The sequence below is a fragment of the Promicromonospora sp. NPDC090134 genome, assembly GCF_044746965.1.
Lineage (GTDB): Bacteria > Actinomycetota > Actinomycetes > Actinomycetales > Cellulomonadaceae > Promicromonospora.
Genome location: NZ_JBIVCZ010000004.1, coordinates 36,718 through 52,498, shown reverse-complemented (window position 1 = coordinate 52,498; position 15,781 = coordinate 36,718). Strand labels below are relative to the sequence as shown.

The 15,781-nt window shown below is 72.4% G+C and carries 11 protein-coding genes; 6 read left to right on the top strand and 5 right to left on the bottom strand.

Annotated elements, in window-relative coordinates; translation table 11 throughout:
• Positions 1 to 19 precede the first annotated feature (19 nt).
• Both ACIPN7_RS12585 and ACIPN7_RS12580 read right to left on the bottom strand, forming a co-directional pair.
• Positions 20 to 3,334, bottom strand: a complete 3,315-nt coding sequence (locus tag ACIPN7_RS12585; RefSeq protein WP_400542116.1) for a family 16 glycoside hydrolase — start codon at positions 3,332 to 3,334, stop codon at positions 20 to 22.
• Between the two features lie 116 nt (positions 3,335 to 3,450).
• Positions 3,451 to 4,479 carry a LacI family DNA-binding transcriptional regulator gene (locus ACIPN7_RS12580; protein ID WP_400542113.1) on the bottom strand — a complete coding sequence of 343 codons (1,029 nt, stop codon included), beginning with the start codon at positions 4,477 to 4,479 and terminating at the stop codon, positions 3,451 to 3,453.
• A 137-nt stretch (positions 4,480 to 4,616) separates the two neighbouring features.
• On the opposite strand from ACIPN7_RS12580, the gene ACIPN7_RS12575 reads away from it, so the two are divergent.
• From ACIPN7_RS12575 to ACIPN7_RS12555, 5 genes are all read left to right on the top strand, one after another.
• Positions 4,617 to 4,946, top strand: coding sequence for a hypothetical protein (locus ACIPN7_RS12575; protein WP_400542110.1), 330 nt, complete (start codon positions 4,617 to 4,619; stop codon positions 4,944 to 4,946).
• A 267-nt stretch (positions 4,947 to 5,213) separates the two neighbouring features.
• Positions 5,214 to 6,098, top strand: coding sequence for an ABC transporter permease (locus ACIPN7_RS12570; RefSeq protein ID WP_400542107.1), 885 nt, complete (start codon positions 5,214 to 5,216; stop codon positions 6,096 to 6,098).
• A 65-nt stretch (positions 6,099 to 6,163) separates the two neighbouring features.
• A complete protein-coding gene (locus ACIPN7_RS12565; RefSeq protein ID WP_400542104.1) occupies positions 6,164 to 7,216 on the top strand; it encodes an ABC transporter substrate-binding protein in 1,053 nt (350 codons plus the stop codon).
• Positions 7,213 to 8,043, top strand: a complete 831-nt coding sequence (locus ACIPN7_RS12560) for an ABC transporter ATP-binding protein (protein ID WP_400542101.1) — start codon at positions 7,213 to 7,215, stop codon at positions 8,041 to 8,043. Before ACIPN7_RS12565 ends, ACIPN7_RS12560 begins: the two co-directional genes overlap by 4 nt.
• A 12-nt stretch (positions 8,044 to 8,055) precedes the next feature.
• Positions 8,056 to 9,129 carry a Gfo/Idh/MocA family protein gene (locus tag ACIPN7_RS12555; RefSeq protein WP_400542098.1) on the top strand — a complete coding sequence of 358 codons (1,074 nt, stop codon included), beginning with the start codon at positions 8,056 to 8,058 and terminating at the stop codon, positions 9,127 to 9,129.
• Here ACIPN7_RS12555 and ACIPN7_RS12550 read toward each other — a convergent pair.
• Both ACIPN7_RS12550 and ACIPN7_RS12545 read right to left on the bottom strand, forming a co-directional pair.
• Positions 9,102 to 9,671, bottom strand: coding sequence for a hypothetical protein (locus ACIPN7_RS12550; protein ID WP_400542095.1), 570 nt, complete (start codon positions 9,669 to 9,671; stop codon positions 9,102 to 9,104). The genes ACIPN7_RS12555 and ACIPN7_RS12550 overlap by 28 nt on opposite strands.
• Before the next feature lie 171 nt (positions 9,672 to 9,842).
• Complete coding sequence (locus ACIPN7_RS12545; protein WP_400542092.1) at positions 9,843 to 11,009, bottom strand: epoxide hydrolase family protein; 1,167 nt, start codon at positions 11,007 to 11,009, stop codon at positions 9,843 to 9,845.
• Between the two features lie 100 nt (positions 11,010 to 11,109).
• On the opposite strand from ACIPN7_RS12545, the gene ACIPN7_RS12540 reads away from it, so the two are divergent.
• Entirely contained in the window at positions 11,110 to 11,685 is a 576-nt protein-coding gene (locus ACIPN7_RS12540; protein WP_400542089.1) for a CGNR zinc finger domain-containing protein, read from the top strand.
• Positions 11,686 to 11,768: 83 nt separating this feature from the next.
• Here the strand turns inward: ACIPN7_RS12540 and ACIPN7_RS12535 are convergent, their stop codons facing one another.
• Complete coding sequence (locus ACIPN7_RS12535) at positions 11,769 to 15,620, bottom strand: S8 family serine peptidase (protein WP_400542086.1); 3,852 nt, start codon at positions 15,618 to 15,620, stop codon at positions 11,769 to 11,771.
• Positions 15,621 to 15,781: the final 161 nt, after the last annotated feature.

The following is a 15,781-nucleotide window of genomic DNA, read 5'->3' as shown; positions in this document are numbered from 1 at the left end:
TCTCCGTCGAGGGACCAGGTCAGCGGACGGTCAGGTAGACCGTCGTCGTGCTCCGCCGGTAGACGGTGTCGCCCAGGTACTCGACGGACACCGGGTGCACTCCGGCCGCCAGCCCGGACGTGGGGAGCCGGAGCCGGGCGGGGCCGCGGCCGAGGGTGGCCTTGACCGACGTGTCCCCGACGGTGACCCGGACGGTCCCCGTCGGCGCCGGGCGGCCCGTGGTGCCGGCCACCTGTACCACCGACACCACCTCGCTGCCCGCCCGGACCGTCGACGGGGTGAGCTGCGCCGAGACCCCCGACGCCAGGCCCTGCCTGGTGGTCTCCTGCTCGGCCAGGCGTTCGATCCAGACGTTGCGGAACTGCGGGTTCAGGCCGGGGTCGCCGTGGTCCTGGAGGCGGATGTGGCCGGGGGCCGGGCCCTCCGCCCGGCCGTTGCCGGTCTTGCCGTCGATCGCCACGTCGTCGTGCACGAGCTGCCCGTTCCACCAGAGCGACAGCCGCGCGTCCTCGGTCTTGGTCCCGGCGGCGTCGAACCGGGCGGCCCGGAACACGAGGTCGTACGTCTGCCACGTGCCCATCGCGGTCGCGGCGTTCACGTCCGGGGCCTTCTTCAGGTAGATCGAGCCGGCGTCGTTCGTGGCCGGCGGGTCGATGCCGAAGGACTCCAGGACCTGGACCTCGTAGCGCTCCTGGATGTAGACGCCGCTGTTGCCGCGGGCCTGACCCGTGACGTCGTCGGCGTGCTGGGGCTGGTACCACTCGGCGTGCATCCGGAAGTCGCCGAACGTCTCCTTGGTGCGGATGTCGCCGCCGAAGGACTCCATCGTCCCGTCCGCGACGGGCCACGTCGCGGCCCCGCCGCCCACCTTCTCCCACGCGTCGAGGTCGCCGCCGTCGAACAGGGGGATGCGTTCGGTGGGGGTGACGGTGAGGCTGTCGAGGTTGACGTGACCCACGTCGTCGCCGTCGTACGCGTAGGCGATGGTGTTCGCGCCCTCCCGGAGCTCGATCGTCTCGGTCTGCGTGGCCCACGTGGACCAGCTCACGGTGCTGTCGAGCCAGACCTGCTTCTGCTTGATGCCGTTGACGTACAGGCTCATCGACCGCGGCACGGGGCTGGGGTCGGAATTCTGGCCGTTCGCGTAGCGCAGCGCCAGGTCGTGCGGGCCCGCCTCGTCGGCCTCGACCGCAAAGGCGGTGCGCGCGCCGGGCTCCCAGTTGTGGTCCACGAACCCGGCGCCCGAGTACCCGGCATGGTTGGTGTTCCAGCCGGCGCCCCCGGAGATGTCGGCGGCCTCGGCCTCGTAGACGGGCGGCGGCGTCGAACCGTCGGGCAGGCGGTTCAGCGTGTACCAGGCCTCGGTGCTCCACAGCTCCTCGCCGCCCTCGGCCGCGAACGGCCGCGGGGAGTGCACATTGACGACCCGGCCCGGCTTGAGCCCGTCGATGGCCAGGGTCACCGTCCTGCGGTCCGCGGACAGCGTCGCCGAGGTGACGTCCAGGTCCTCCTCGTCCACCTTGGGCCCGCCGTACTGCGGCGTGGAGACGTACCGCCACTGCGCCGCCTCGTACTTCCCGGCCAGGTCTTCGGCGGTCTCCTGCGAGAGCGGCTGCGTGTACTCGATCTCGAAGCCGCCGTCCACGGCGCGCATCTCGAGCATGTCGAACGCCCGGCTCTCGTCGAAGGTGAGCTTCTGCAGGCCGTAGCCGAGCTTGCCCGCCTGGCCCCAGTTGCCCGACCAGCCGATGCCGCCCACGTAGATCGAGCCGTCCGGGCCCACGCTCGTCCGGCTGACGCCGGACTCCAGCCCCTGCGTCATGCGGAACACCGCGCCCTGCTCCTGGCCGGCGACGTCCTCCAGGTAGACGCGCTGCAGGCCGCCGTAGGTCACGTCGCCGATGGCCATCTGCCCGGCGAACACGCCCTCGGTGAGGATGACGGGGTTGCTCGGAGAGTTGGAGATCTCGCCGTGCGGCATCCACACCACGGGCTCGGTCACCGGCTGGTCGTCGTAGGGGCCGTCCGGGTTGGTGTAGTGGTTGTAGAACGCGCCCTCCTGGACGCGCACCAGCTTCGACGTCGGCACGTGCATGCCCTGGTTGTCGGTGACGTACATGCCGCCGTCCGCCCCGAAGCCGAGGCCGTTCGGGGTGCGCAGGCCGCCCGCGAGGTACTCGACCTCGCCCGTGTCCTCGTCGATCTTCAGCACCGAGCCGCGGTTCTCGACGAGCTGCGGGTCGCGGGTCGCCCCGCCGGGCACCATTGCGATGCCCGTGGAGACGTAGAAGTAGCCGTCCTCGTACAGCAGGCCGAACGCGAACTCGTGGTAGTTGCCGCCGAACGGCCAGGTCGCGACCTCGCGGTACTCGTCGGTGACCTCGTCGCCGTCGGTGTCCACGAGCTCGGTCAGCCCGTGCTTCTCGGAGACGTAGATGCGGCCGTCGACGACCTTGAGGCCCATCGGCTCCTCGAGCTCCTCGGCGATCTTCGTGTACGTCACGTCGTCGGCGCCGCCGTCGCCCGTCACGTTCTCGACCAGGTACACCTCGCCGAGCACCGTCTCGCGGTCGCCGCCCCACGTGGCGATGGCCATGCGCCCGTCGGGCAGCCAGTCCATGCCGGTGACCTGCGGCTCGAAGCCGTCCGGGCGCAGGTTCGTCAGCGTGTAGTCGGGGTGCACCTCGGTCAGGGGCAGGCCGTCGCCCGGCGCCTCGTCGACGCCCTCGCAGACCTTGCGGCCCGGCGAGGTCACGCGCGTGACCTCGGCGTCGGTGCTCAGCACAGAGGTGGGCACCAGCACGAATGCCGCGGCACCCGGCGGGCGCCACTCCAGCTTCAGGCGCTGGTCGAAGTCGCCGTCGAAGTGGTCGATGCGCAGGGCGTGGTAGCCGGCCTCCAGGGCGGCCGAGCCGTCCTTCGGCGTCGCCCCGTGCTTGCCGGGGTGGTCCACCACCAGCGTCTCGTCGAGGAGCAGCCGCGCGCCGTCGTCGCTGGTGACCCGGAAGTCGTAGGTGCCGGCGTCGGGCACGTTCAGGTAGCCGCTCACCTCGGTGACGAACCGGTCGGCGAGGCCGAAGTCGGCCGCCGTGGTCCAGTCGATCGTCGGCATCAGCTTGTCGACGTTCGGCGTCTGGCCCGGCTTGAGCGTGCAGTAGTCGTCCAGCGGGACCTGGACGTCGAACACCCGCAGGGTGACGCCGGGCTCCTGGGGCCGGGTGGGGTCGGTGGCCGCCTGGGCCGAGGCTTGCGCCGCAGCCGGGAGCACCGTGAGCGGCAGCACGAGCACGCCGAGCATCGCGGCGAGCGTGCGGTGGGTCGATCTGCGTTCCATGGGCCTGCCTCTCCATCGAGGACCTTGCCTGGCTGGGACCGTGCCTACGCCACGTCACTATGCGGTGAGCGGTAACCCCGGACAACGAGTTGCCACTTGTTGCCCCTGGCCCCGGGTCAGGCGCGGCGGGCGGTCGAGCCGCGTTCGACGAGCTTCGCCGGGAGCAGCGCCGGGGCCGACAGGCTGGGCGAGGCGCCGGACGACGGGGCGCGGAGCTGGTTCAGCAGGCGCTGGACGGCGAACGTCCCGAAGTGGCGCAGGGGAGAGGCCACCGTGGTCAGCGGCGGGGTGCAGAAGTCGGAGCCGAAGATGTTGTCGAACCCGACGACGCTCAGGTCACGGGGGATCTCGACCCCGAGCCGCGTCAGCCCGCGCATCGTGCCGATCGCGACGAGGTCGTTGTAGGCGACGGTCGCGGTCGCGGAGTGGGTGGTCAGCGCCTGGGCGGCCGAGAGCCCGCCGGCGAGCGTCGGCGCGAACGGACCGAGGCGCCACGCCCGCAGGCCGAGCTCCTGGGTCGCCTCGCGGAAGGCGCGCCAGCGCATGCCGTCGGCCCAGGACGCCTCGGGGCCGGCCAGGTACGTCAGCCGGGCATGCCCGAGGCCCGCCAGGTGCTCGACGGCGCGCCGCATCCCCTGGGCGTTGTCGGTCACCACGCTCGGGACGTCCGTGACGACGCGGTTCATCACGACCGTCGGCCGCTGCTTGGCGACGGCCCGGATCGCCGCGTCCGAGAGCCGTGACGTGGCGAGGACGACCCCCTCTACCAGGGGCAGCGTGCGCTCCAGGGCCCGGCGCTCCGCGCCGCTCGACTCGTGCGCGTCCACCACCAGCAGCGTGTACCCGGAGTCGATGGCGGTCTTCTCGGCGCTGCGGATGATCTCGAAGAAGAACGGGTTGGTCAGGTCGGCCACGACGATCGCGAGCAGCGCGGTCCTGCCGTCCGGCAGGCCGCGCCCGATGGGGCTGGTCCGGTAGCCGAGCTCGTGGGCCACGCGCCGGATGCGGTCCGCCGTCTCCGCGTTGACGCGCCCCGGCCGGGAGAACGCCCGCGAGACGGTCGAGGGCGCGACGCCGGCGGCCCTGGCGACGTCGTAGATGGTCGGTCTGTTCCGAGAGCTCCCTGTTTCGCCAGTTTCGCCCATGCGCGGGGAGCGTACGGCGAGCGGACGGCCACGGCAACCATTTGCCGTCGACGGCCCGGGCGCGGCACGTCCTTGCCTGCCCGGCAAGAGGTGGCAACACCTTGACCGCCCCGGGTGCGGCACCCTCGAATGACGGCATGACCCTGCCTACCGGCCCGCTCGACGTGCCGCCCGAAGCGCTCGCCGGCCCCGTGGCGGACGAGGCGGTGGCGGACGAGGCGGTCCAGGTCGAGGCCGCGGAGAGCGAGCTCAGGCGCCTCGGCCTGGAGGAGATCCGCGTGCGGCACCACGGCGACCTGGCGCGGCTCGAGGCGCCGCACGCCGACCTCGCGAGCCTGGCGGTGGAGCCCCTGCGCGGGGAGGTGCTGCGGGCCGTGCGGTCCGCGGGCTTCCGGTCGGTGGCCGTCGACCTGGAGGCCGTCACCGAGGCCGGCGCGGACGCCGTCCTCGACCCGGGCGACCGCTGACGGCGGCTGACCCGAGCCCGGTGGCAACCGCCGCCGCCCGGGGGCGTGCGGCGGCGGGGCAACAAGTGGCAACTCGTTGTCCGGCCCGGGCGCGGCTCATAGTGTCCGTCGTGACGCGCAGCTCCACCGGCCGGGGCTGCTGACCTGCTCTACCGACCGGCACCACCCGGACGACGACGTCCGGCGTGCCCCGACCCGCTGCCCCACGGGTGTCGACGTCCGCCCCGTGCGACGAAACGGAAAGAGCGAACTATGGAGGATCACGCCATGGTGACCACCCAGGAGGCCCGCCCCGCGACCCCGTCCTCGCGCGGGCCCGGGTCCCGGCCGACGACGCCGCCTGCCGGCGGGACACCGCTCGGGACCCGGGCGCTGACGCTGCTCGCGGAGTCGTGGCGGCCGGTGGCGGTGCTGTTCGCGCTCTTCGCGCTGTGGTGGTTCGTGGCCTGGCGCGAGCTGGTCCCGGCCTACCTGGTGCCCTCGCCCGGCGCCGTCGCCGAGACGATGGTCGCCGAGTGGGCGATGCTGCTGGAGCACACGTGGGTGACCACGCTGGAGACGATCGTCGGCTTCGTGCTCGCCGCCGTGATCGGCGTGGCGGCGGCCGTGCTGCTGGTCTACTCGAGGACCGCGGAGAAGTCCCTCTACCCGCTCATCCTCTTCGCCCAGGTCATCCCGAAGATCGCCATCGCCCCGATCCTGGTGGTCTGGTTCGGGTTCGGGATGACGCCGAAGATCGTCCTGGCCGTCCTCATCGCCTTCTTCCCGGTCGTCGTCTCGGCCGTGGCGGGACTGCGGTCGGTCGACCCGGAGCTGCTGGAGATGTCCGCGACGATGGGCGCCTCGCGGTGGAAGACGTTCCGCAAGATCCGCTTCCCCGGCGCTCTCCCGCAGCTCATGTCCGGCCTCAAGGTCGCGGTCACCCTCGCGGTCGTAGGCGCCGTCGTCGGCGAGTTCGTCGGCGCCGACCGCGGTCTCGGGTACGTGCTGCTGCTCGCCAGCGGCAACCTCGACGCGCCGCTGCTCTTCGCCGACCTGATCCTCATGTCGCTCATCGGCGTGGTCCTCTTCGTGCTGGTCGAGGTGCTCGAACGCCTCTTCATCCCGTGGCACGCGTCGCGGCGCGGGAACCTCGCGCTCGCGACCGTCTGATCCCCGGACCGCACTCTTCCGCGTTCCCGCCGTCCCCGTGGCGGCACGACCAGAAAGGCTCTCCCATGCGTGGTGGCAACAAGCGTGACGGCAGGATCCGTGGCCGCAAGACCGTGCTGTCGCTGGCCGTGGGCGGCGTCGCCCTGGCGACGGTCGCGGCCTGCGGGCAGACCGCGGGTGGCGGGTCGGGCGAGCAGAACGCCGAGGGCCTGAGCGAGGTCACGGTGACCCTCAACTGGGTGCCGTACGGCGAGCACGCGCCGTTCTACTACGGCGTGGCAGAGGGGATCTTCGAGGACGAGGGGATCGACCTGACGATCCAGCCGGGCAACGGGTCCGGCAACACCGTGCAGCAGGTGGCGCAGCGCAACACCGACTTCGGGTGGGCGGACACCCCGCCGCTGGCGAACGGGATCAGCTCCGGCATGCCGGTGCGCAGCGTCGGCGTCTTCCTGCAGACCGGCCCCAGCTCCGTCGAGTTCTTCGACGACCAGGGCATCACCGAGCCCGCCGACCTCGTGGGCAAGACGGTCGGCGGCACGCCCGGCGACGCCATGTACGGCACCTTCCCGGCGTGGCTGGAGATCAACGGCGTGGACCCGGACGACGTGACCGTGGTCAACGTCGACGCCGCGGGCAAGATCGCCGCGCTGATCGAGGGCAAGGTCGACGCCATCCAGGGCTTCTACCACGACCAGGCGCCGACCATCGAGAACCAGACCGGCAAGGAGGTCTCCGCCCTGCCGTTCTCGGAGTTCGGCATGAACATGCTCGGCACCGGCCTCCTGGCGCACGAGGCGACGATCGAGAGCGACCCCGAGCTGGTCCAGGCGATGGTGCGGGCGACGTCGAAGTCGTTCCTCGCGGCGTCGGAGGACCCGGACGCCGCCGTGGCCGCGATGGCGGCCGGCGCCGAGCAGGCGCCCGAGGAGAGCGTGCTCGCGGCGCAGCTCGAGGCGACGATCGGCCTGCTCAACCTGGAGGCGGCCCCCGCGCCCGGCGTGAACACCGAGGAGCAGTGGACGGACACGCTCACGTTCCTGACGGAGAACACGGAGTTCGAGGGCGAGTCCACGCCGGACGCCTACTGGGACGCGACCTTCGGGGAGGACCTGTGACCGCGACGACCGGGCCCACGACCGAGCACGGCGCGGCCGCGCGGCCCGCCGACGTCGAGCCGATCATCGAGGTCGCGCACCTCACGCGGCGCTTCACGTCCAAGCGGTCGGAGACCGTCGCGCTCGACGACGTGTCGCTCGCCGTGCGGCCCGGGGAGTTCGTCACGATCGCGGGGCCGTCGGGCTGCGGCAAGTCGACGCTGCTCAAGATCATCGCGGGGCTCACCCTGGCCACCGAGGGCGACGTGCGCCTGTACGGGCAGCCGGTCACCGGGCCGCAGCGCGAGATCGGCTTCGCCTTCCAGCGCTCGGCCCTGCTGGAGTGGCGGGGCGTGCGCAAGAACATCCTGCTCCAGGCCGAGATGCGCGGGATGGACCGGCGTCGGGCGGAGGAGCGCGCGGACCACCTCATCGAGCTCACCGGCCTGACCGGGTTCGAGCGGGCCCTGCCGCACGAGCTGTCCGGCGGCATGCAGCAGCGCGTCGCGCTGTGCCGCGCCCTGCTGCACGAGCCCCGGGTGCTGCTCATGGACGAGCCGTTCGGCGCGCTCGACGCGCTCACGCGCGAGCAGATGAACATCGAGATGAACCGGATCTGGCGCGAGACCGGCACCACCGTGGTGCTGGTGACCCACTCCGTGCCGGAGGCGGTGTACCTGGGCAGCCGGATCGTCGTCATGAGCCCGCGACCGGGCCGGATCGTGGAGACGCTCGAACCCGGGCTGCCGGAGCGCCGCGAGTACGGGCCGACGCTCGCCGACCCGCGGTTCACGGCGGCGGCGGAGCGCCTGCGCGAGCTGCTCGGCGCGAGCCATGCGACCGAGTGACCGGGTCCGGCCGTGACCGCGGGCTCGCCAGGGGCCGGTCTCGGGGTGGGCATCGTCGGGATGGGCGGCATCGGCGCGATGCACGCCCGGGCGCTCGGTGAGCTGGGCGGGCGGGCGCGGCTCGTCGCGTACAGCGGCCGGGCGCGCCCGCCGGAGCCGGCGGACCCAGGCGTCCCGCCGGCGGTGCGTCTCGAACCCAACGAGGTGATCGCCCACCCCGACGTCGACGTCGTGGCGATCTGCACGCCGAGCGGCACGCATGCGGCGCTGGCGCTGGCGGCGCTGGAGGCCGGCCGGCACGTCGTCGTCGAGAAGCCGCTCGCGCTCGACGTCGACGACGCGCTGCGGGTCGCGGCTGCGGCGCACGAGCGCGGGCTGAGCGTCTCGATGATCTCCCAGCGACGCCTGGAGGCCGAGCACGTCTCGCTCCGGCGGGCACTCGACGACGGCGCGCTGGGCGAGCTGCGGCTCGCCATGACGCACGTGCACTGGCACCGCGACGACGACTACTACCGCGCGGCGGGCTGGCGGTCCACGACGGCGCAGGGCGGCGGGTCCCTGATGAACCAGGGCGTGCACAACGTGGACCTGCTGCGCTGGCTGTGCGGCACGGTCGAGTCGGTGACGGCGCAGTCCGCCACGCTCGCGCACACGATCGAGGCCGAGGACACGACCGTGGCGACACTGCGGTTCGCCTCGGGGGCGCTGGGCCTGGTGACCACGACGACGGCGACGCCGCCGGGGTTCCCCGCGACGATCGCCCTGTTCGGGTCCCGGGGCTCGGTCGAGCTCGGGCAGGGGGAGGTACGCCACTGGGACGTCCCGGGGGTGCCGGAGCCTCGGCCCGGCCGCACCGCGAGCGGCGCGGCCGAACCGCTGGCGATCGGGCACGCGGGGCACCTGGCCCAGTGGACGCGGATCATCGACGCGCTGGAGACGTCCTCACCGGTGCCCGTCGGGATCGACGACGCCGTGGAGACCGTGCGGCTGCTGTGCGCGATCCAGACGGCGGCGGTGACTGGGGCGACGGTGCGGCCGACGGACCTGGGCCGGACCTGTCAGTCCCAACCGGGACCGCAGTTGTGAATCATCCACACGGGGTTCCAGTTCGCGTCGAGCGCCGGGGCGCCTGACCCGGTGTACGGGTTATAGGTCGACGTGTGGGACCAGAGATTGTTGTAATAGCTCTGGCCCTTGAAATATGACGTCTGACCATAGGTCTGCTTGTCGACGTACCATCCGTCCAGCTGCCAGTTGTGCACCTGATAGACATGGCACGCGTACAGCTTGAAGATCTTCCATGCGTCGTGGACCGGGTCCCACACAGCGGTGCAGAGGGTGCCGTTGCTGCAGCTGTACGTTCCGCCCCTCCGCACGAGCTCGAATGACACCGACGGTGTGATGGTCGGCGAGACGGCCTGGACCCCGATGCCCGTGGTGGCGGCGACCTCGCCGCGCGGAGCGGGCGGAGCCTGGTAGAGCCGGCCGTCACCCGGCGTGTCGGAAAGCTCTGTCACCGCGCTCGCGCTCTCGGGTGTCTGGGCCGAGGCGGGGCCCGCGACGAAGAGGCCCAGCAGGACCGCGGCCACTGCTGTGAATGCGGCGGCCCCCGTATGCAACCTACTCATATGAACTCCTCCATTGTTGTTGTGCTCGGCGAGCACATCTGGAGGTTGTCACCCCGGAGAATTGGTTTCCATCACGTTCGGTCACGACCGAATGAAAGAGGTGTTATTCGGTTCTGACCGAATGGGAAATGCGGGAAGCGCTCGGACCGCGACGGTGAGATACCGCCGGGTTCACCCGCGAGCGGCCAGCACCGCGGCGAGGCCGTCCCGCAGGTCCTGGACGAAGTACCCGGGAACCTCCAGCGACGGGAAGTGCCCTCCGGTCTCCGGCGTCGTCCACCGCACGATCTGGCGGAACCGCTCCCGCGCCCAGGGGCGCGGCCACCGCTCGATGTCGCGGGGGTAGGTGGTGATCGCCGACGGGACGTCGACCCGGAGGTCGGGGTCGAGCGAGGCGTGGCTCTCGGCGTAGATGCGGGCCGACGACGCGCCGGTCGCCGTCAGCCAGTAGAGGGTGACGTCGTCCAGCACGCTGTCGACGGGGATCGTCTCGAACGGGCTGTCCCGTGTGTCCGTCCACTCCGCGAACTTGTCGAGGATCCAGGCGAGCAGCCCGACCGGTGAGTCGACGAGCGAGTAGCCGATGGTCTGCGGCCGGGCCGCCTGCTGCTTCGCGTACGCCGCGCGGCGTCCCCAGAAGTCGTGAGACTCCTCGACCCAGGTGCGCTCGGCCGCCGTCAGCCCGTCCGTCGACAGGCCGGGCGGCGCCTGCGCGACCGTGGTGTGGATGCCGATCACGTGCTCCGGGAACCTGCCGCCGAGGATCGTGGTGATGACGCCGCCCCAGTCGCCGCCGTGGGCCAGGAACCGGTCGTAGCCGAGCCGCCCCATCAGCTCCACCCACGCGGCGGCGATCTTCTCGATACCCCACCCGGTGGTGGCCGGCCGGTCGCTGTACCCGAACCCCGGCAGCGACGGGACGACGACGTGGAACGCCGGCGCGTCCGCGCTCGTCGGGTCGGTCAGCTCGTCGACGACGTCGGTGAACTCGGCGATGCTGCCCGGCCAGCCGTGCGTCAGGACCAGCGGCGTGGCGTCGGGCCGTGGGGAACGGCGGTGCAGGAAGTGGATGCCCAGGCCGTCGATCATCGTGCGGAACTGGCCGATCTGGTCAAGGCGCGCCTCGAAGCGCCGCCAGTCGTACCTGGTGCGCCAGTGATCGACGACGTCCACGAGGTCGGCGAGGGGAACGCCCTGGTCCCATCTCTGGGACGCCGGCGCGGCGCGGACTGTCTCGGCCTCCGGCAGCCGGGCCGCGGCCAGCCGGGCACGCAGGTCGTCGAGATCGGCGTCGGTCGCATGTGCTTCGAACGGCTGCACGTCGCTGGGCTGGTTCATGAGACCTCCTCGTCGGTGGCGCCGGCTCAGGGTCGAAGGAACCGGCTAAGACGGTTCTAACAGGCCTCCGCGACGGGACGCAACCGGCTAAGGTGGTTCCATGAGTGCTCGGTTCCCTGACTTCCGCCTCGGCAAGGTGCTCGCGACGAGCTTCACGGGGACCCTGTCGGAGCGGCACGGCGACCCCGTGGAGCGCATCCCGACGCCGGGCCGGCTCGTCGACTGGCTCACGGTGAGCGGCCTGGCCGTGGAGTCCGCCACCGCGGCCCAGCTCGACCGCGCGCGGGAGCTGCGGGAGGCGATCCACGAGGCCGCGACGGCGGCAGCGCAGCAGGAGCCGCTCCCTGCCGCCGCCGTCGAGGTCATCAACGACTTCAGCACGCAGGGTCGGGCCTCGGCCGTCCTTACCCCCGAGGGCGGTCGGCGATGGCGGCTCTCCTCGGCGTCAGCCGTCGACGATGCCCTCGGGGTTGCTGCCGCCGACGCGATCAGCGTCCTCGCGGGGGAGCGGGACGGAAAGCTGTCCCTGTGCGCCTCCCCGACGTGTCGGGCCGCCTTCTTCGACACCAGCCAGAGCCGGTCGCGCCGATGGTGCGACATGGGCACGTGCGGGAACCGCGAGAAGAAGGCACGCTTCCTCGCCAACCAGCGCAAGGATGCCGGGTCGCGGAGCTAGCGGGCGGCTTGCTTCTCGTTCGGGCAGCAACGAAGGCCCCCGCCGCAGGGCGGGGGCCTTCGTGTCCTACCGGACCGGACAACTCAGTGGCGGGCGTTCACCGCGAACGCGTCGATCACCGTCTCGGAGAAGGTGGCTCCTGCCGCGTCCCGTGCCTCGGAGCGCAGCGAGACCGTCGTCGACCCCGGCGGGGCCGTGACCGTGGCGGAGTACGCGCCGGCCCCGTCATGCCCCGGGCCGTGCCCGGACGCCCGGTTCACGCGCACCGGCGTCCAGTGCTCGCCGCCGTCCGTGGAGGACCACAGCTTCAGGCTCGTGACGGGTGCTGCCCCGGCGGCGCCGTCCTGGTGCGAGACCTGGAGGTCCAGCTCCGTGGAGCGCCGGCCCGCCGTGTTGTACGCGTCCAGGCCCTGTACGCCGTAGTCGAGCTGGAGCAGCGGGAGCACCTCCGGGGCCTTGCTGCTGCCCGAGACGAAGCCCCACTCGGTCGTCACGTCCGTCGACATCGGCCACCAGGGCGTGTCGCGGTGCGTGTCCAGCCGGATGCGGAACCGGTCCTTGCCGGTGCCGACGTCCTGCGTCGCGTACGTGCCGTTCGCGTCGTCGGTCAGCAGGTCGTCGCCCTGCCAGACCCGGAGCCGGCCCGTGGAGGCCTCGTCCGGACCCCACTCCTGGGCGTGGCCCTCGCCGTCGACCCGGTAGGGCAGGTCGATCCCGAGGGTGCTGCCGTCGCGGTAGACCGCGGCGTCCTGCGGGGCGGCCGGGGACGCCCAGAGCCCACCGTGGTGCACCTGGGCGTTGTAGGTCTCCTGAGGCTGCCGCCCCGGCTCGTAGGTCACCGCCTCACCATCGATCCACGCGGGCCAGGCGTTGAGGCCCTGGGCGGCGGTGGAACCGCGCTGGAACCGCACGCCGGGCTGGGTCGAGTAGTAGACCGTCCGCCCGCTCACCGCGCCCGTGGTCCAGGACTGCTGCCAGCCGCTCATCGTGCTGCCGCTGGTGATGGTGAGCCGCTCGGCGTTCCGGAGCCCCGCGGCGAACGGCTTGAACGACCGCAGCTCGGTCTCGACCGCCGCGAGGTCCTTGGCCGAGGGCCGGTAGGTGAGCGATCGGGGGATCGTCCGCCCCTGTTCGCTGTAGCCCAGCGCGTACTGGTAGGACGGCGTCGCGCGGCCTGTGCCCCGCAGCGTCGCGCCTCGCTGTGCGGCCTCGACGAGCTTCAGACCGAGGTCGCGCTTCAGCGTCAGCGTGGGCACGGCCTGGTCGTTCATGGTGTTGATCGTCCGGTTGTCCACCTGGTGGTAGAACGGGCCCGGGGTGGACCCGTACACGATCACCGCCACGGCGCCCGCGTCCCGCGCGGCCTGCGACTGCGGGTTCAGCGTGAGGTCGCCGGTGTCCTCGACCAGCACGACGGCGCCGTCCGCGTGCACCGCGGCCAGCTCCTCGGGGGTGCCGGTCCCGCCGTCCACGAGGCGTGCCGAGATCCGTCCCTCGTACCGCGGGGACCGGACCGCATGGCCCAGCTCGCGCGACACGTCGAGCGTCCGGCCGGCGCCCACAGCGGCGACGTCGAGCAACGGCTGGTCCAGCAGGTAGCGCGACGTCACCGTGGTCTCGCCCGCGAGCGGGCCGCCGTCCCGCAGCACGTACGCGTTCAGCTCCATGCCGCCGGTGTAGTCGCCGGTGCTGAACGAGGTGCCCGTGGTCACCGGGCCGCTGCGGCCCGGCAGGTCGCGGACCAGGTCCGAGGCCAGGGCACGGGGCGCCACCTTCTTGGGCGTCTCCATGCGCACCGGCACCGCCGCGCTGCCGTCCAGCGTGAGCGTGGCGTCACCGGCCGTCAGGTCGGCGTCGCGCGTGAAGCTGACGACGCCGTCGAAGTAGGCGGCCGACGGCGACACCGCGTCGAAGAGCTGGCCCTGGACCGCGTAGCGGCCGGCGGGCAGGCGCACTTCGGCCACGCCGTCGGTGAACTGGAACCACTGGTTCACGTTCGGGTCGTCGATGCCGTGGACCCAGCCCGCGTCCGGGTTGCCGGCGGGCCGGCCGCCGAGGCGGCTCGCCTCGATGCGCAGCGTGTACATGTCCGGGTCGCTCTGGAACGCCAGCACGGTCCGCACGGCGGGGAACCCGGCCCCGGTCGCGCGGAGCACACCGGCGAAGACGTCGGGCTCGTCGGAGCGCGGGTCGATGGTCACGTCCGCGGACGCGGAGCCGTGGGCGGGGATCGTCAGGGTGTCCGTGGACAGGGACGCCACGCCCGTGGGGACGGGCACACCGTCGCCCGCGTTGACCGAGAGGGCGAGGTCCACGTCGACGGCGGTGCCGGAGTCGTTCGTGTACGTGACGGTCTGCGTGCGCGGGGTCTGGTCGGCACGGGGCGAGTCGAACAGCCCGAAGGAGAGCGAGGCCGGCGTCGCGTAGACCGCCTCCCCGATCGCCCCGGGCACCCAGGCGCGGCCCGCGCCCTCGGCGAACACCGAGTTGCCCGCCGGCTGGGCCGAGCCCATGAGCACCGACTTTAGGGCCTCGCCGTCCAGCTCCGGCCGTGCCTGCTTGAGCAGCGCGGCCGCCCCGGCCACGTGCGGCGTGGCCATCGACGTGCCGGACATGGCGGCGTAGTGGTCGCCGACCGGCACGTCGGGGGTGGTCCCGGCGGCGCGGGCGGCGACGATCCCGTCGCCGGGCGCCGCGATGTCGGGCTTGATCGCGTAGTCGCCGGCCCGCGGTCCCATCGAGGAGAAGTACGCGATGTCGTCGGAGTCGGTCACCGCGCCGACCGTCAGGGCGCTGTCCGCGGTACCGGGCGTGGTGACCGTGAAGGGGGTGCCCCAGTTGCCCTCGTTGCCGGCCGCGATGGTGACGAGGGTGTCGTAGCGCTCCGAGATCGAGTCGACGGCGAGGGCCGCGGGGTCGGTGCCGTCGGTGTACGCACCCCGTACGCCCAGGCTCATGTTGATGACGTCCGCGTCGTTCGAGGCCGCCCACTCCATGGCGTCGATGGCCCAGGACTCGTCGCCCTCGCCGTCGTCGTTCAGGACGCGGCCGTTCAGCAGCCGGGCGCCGGGTGCGACGCCGCGGTTCTCGCCGTCGGACGCCTCGCCGCTGCCCGCGATGATCGAGGCGACGTGCGTGCCGTGGCCGAGGGCGTCGTGCGTGCTGCCCGAGCCGGTGAAGTCCCGTTCGAGGGCCACGGTGCCCTGGTCCAGGTCGGGGTGGGTGGTGTCGATGCCGGAGTCGAGGACCGCGACGGTCACGCCGGTGCCGTCGATGCCGAGGTCCCAGGCGTCGGTCGCGCCGATCTGGGGCGTGGAGTCGGCGTCGGACACCTCGAGCGGGGCGTCCAGCCACACCTTGCTCACGGTCCGGCCGTCCTCGACGGCGTCCACGAGCGGGCGGGCGCCGTCCGCCGGGACGTCGCCCGCGACCGCGTCGATCGACTCCAGGGTCCGGTCGACGTCGAGGTCGAGCGTCCGCCAGGTCGGCTCCGTCGATCGGGCCGCGCGGGCGGTGGTGGTCTGCACGATCACCGGCAGGCCGGTGTCCGCGTCGTCGTCCTGCGCCGCCTCCAGTGCGGTGACGTCGAAGAGCCGGAGGTCCAGCCTCGCCGGCACCAGGTCGGCGACGTCCGACGGGACGACGAAGTAGTGGCCCGCGGCGTCGCCGAAGGCGGCGTAGCTGACCGGGCGACCGTCGGGCCGCGGCGCGGCCTCGAACCCGACGGTCGGTGCGCCGTCGGCAGCGGTGCTGGTGGTGACCCGGTCACCGGTGACGAGGACGACGTCGGTGTCCGGGACGTCCGGGACCGAGGGTGGTGCCTCAGGTGTCGCGGCCACTGCCGGCGGCGCGGAGCCTACGGCTGCCGCCGTGGGCAGGCCGCCCACGACGAGTGCGGCGGCAGTGGCCGCGACAACCAGTCTTCTTGCTCTCACAACGATCTCCCAGTGATTCCGCAGCGGTACGGAGGGTGGAACAGTCGCTGCAGACGCTGACAGGCCTGGGAGCCGTTGCTGTGTCGTGCGTGTGTCGTAACGATTTCGAAGTCGCCGGACGTTCCGGGGAACGCCCCGTCCGGCGGGCCGTGGGCCCGGGC